This window comes from Streptococcus sp. 10F2, from assembly GCF_054331515.2.
On the sequence record NZ_JBTGGE020000115.1, the window covers coordinates 1 to 895 of the forward strand.

Below are 895 nucleotides of genomic sequence, written 5' to 3' on the forward strand. Positions count from 1 at the left end.
CTCCAGAATTAAATCCTATTGAAAAAAGCTGGGCTATTTTAAAAAAATCAGTTACAGAATTACTTCGTAAAATGGACTCTATAACTGATGCAATAACATACTATTTAAAAACTAAATGACTATATTAGACAAAATTGGAGAGAGTTTATAAATTCTTACATCAGACCTAACACAGTCTATTCTCAGACTGCTTGAATCCACTACCGCACGATAAGTCAGACTTGAAATCTGCTATCAGCTTCACCGATAGGAAGCACCCACGGAGGACTTACACCTCAGATATCCGACATTCCCTTCGTACCATTGAAAAGACCTTGCCCAATGATTGGGCAAGGTCTTTTAAGATTTGTGACAATCTCCACATTCTATAGGATTAGAATGACTAATCTTCCTCACGACGCTTACGAGATTTCAAACCTACAGCTGCTAAGAGCATTGATACTCCAAGTGCTGCAAGTGCTGAAGAGGACTCCTCACCAGTTTCTGGAAGTTCTTCTGCTACAAAGCTTGGCTTCATAACTGGAGAATCCGGTACTGGAGCTGGTGTCGGCTCAGGCTTAGGTTCTGGCTTAGGCTCTGGATCCGGTGTTGGCTTAGGTTCAGGTTTTGGTTCTGGTCTAGGCTCTGGATCCGGTGTTGGCTTAGGCTCTGGTTTAGGATCAGGATCCTTCTCATAAGGGATTGGAGTGTCTACACCTGGGTTATTTGGATCCACAATTGGTGGTGGAATGTAACCCTTGGTTGGATCATTTGGATCAACTGGTTTCAATGGATTTCCATTTGGATCTTTCGGTGTATATCCTGGGATGTATGGCAACGGTGGATTGTCTTCTGGTACCAATGGTGTTTCATCATATGGTACTGGTGGACGGTCTCCTGGGTTGTCTACACCTGG

Annotated in this window: 1 protein-coding gene; it reads right to left on the minus strand. The window is 43.1% G+C overall.

Annotation, left to right across the window (positions count from 1 at the left end; genetic code table 11):
- Positions 1–382: 382 nt before the first annotated feature.
- Positions 383–895, minus strand: a 513-nt coding sequence (locus tag ACXM1Q_RS09290) for an LPXTG cell wall anchor domain-containing protein (protein ID WP_458517811.1), incomplete at its 5' end; no start/stop codon positions are given.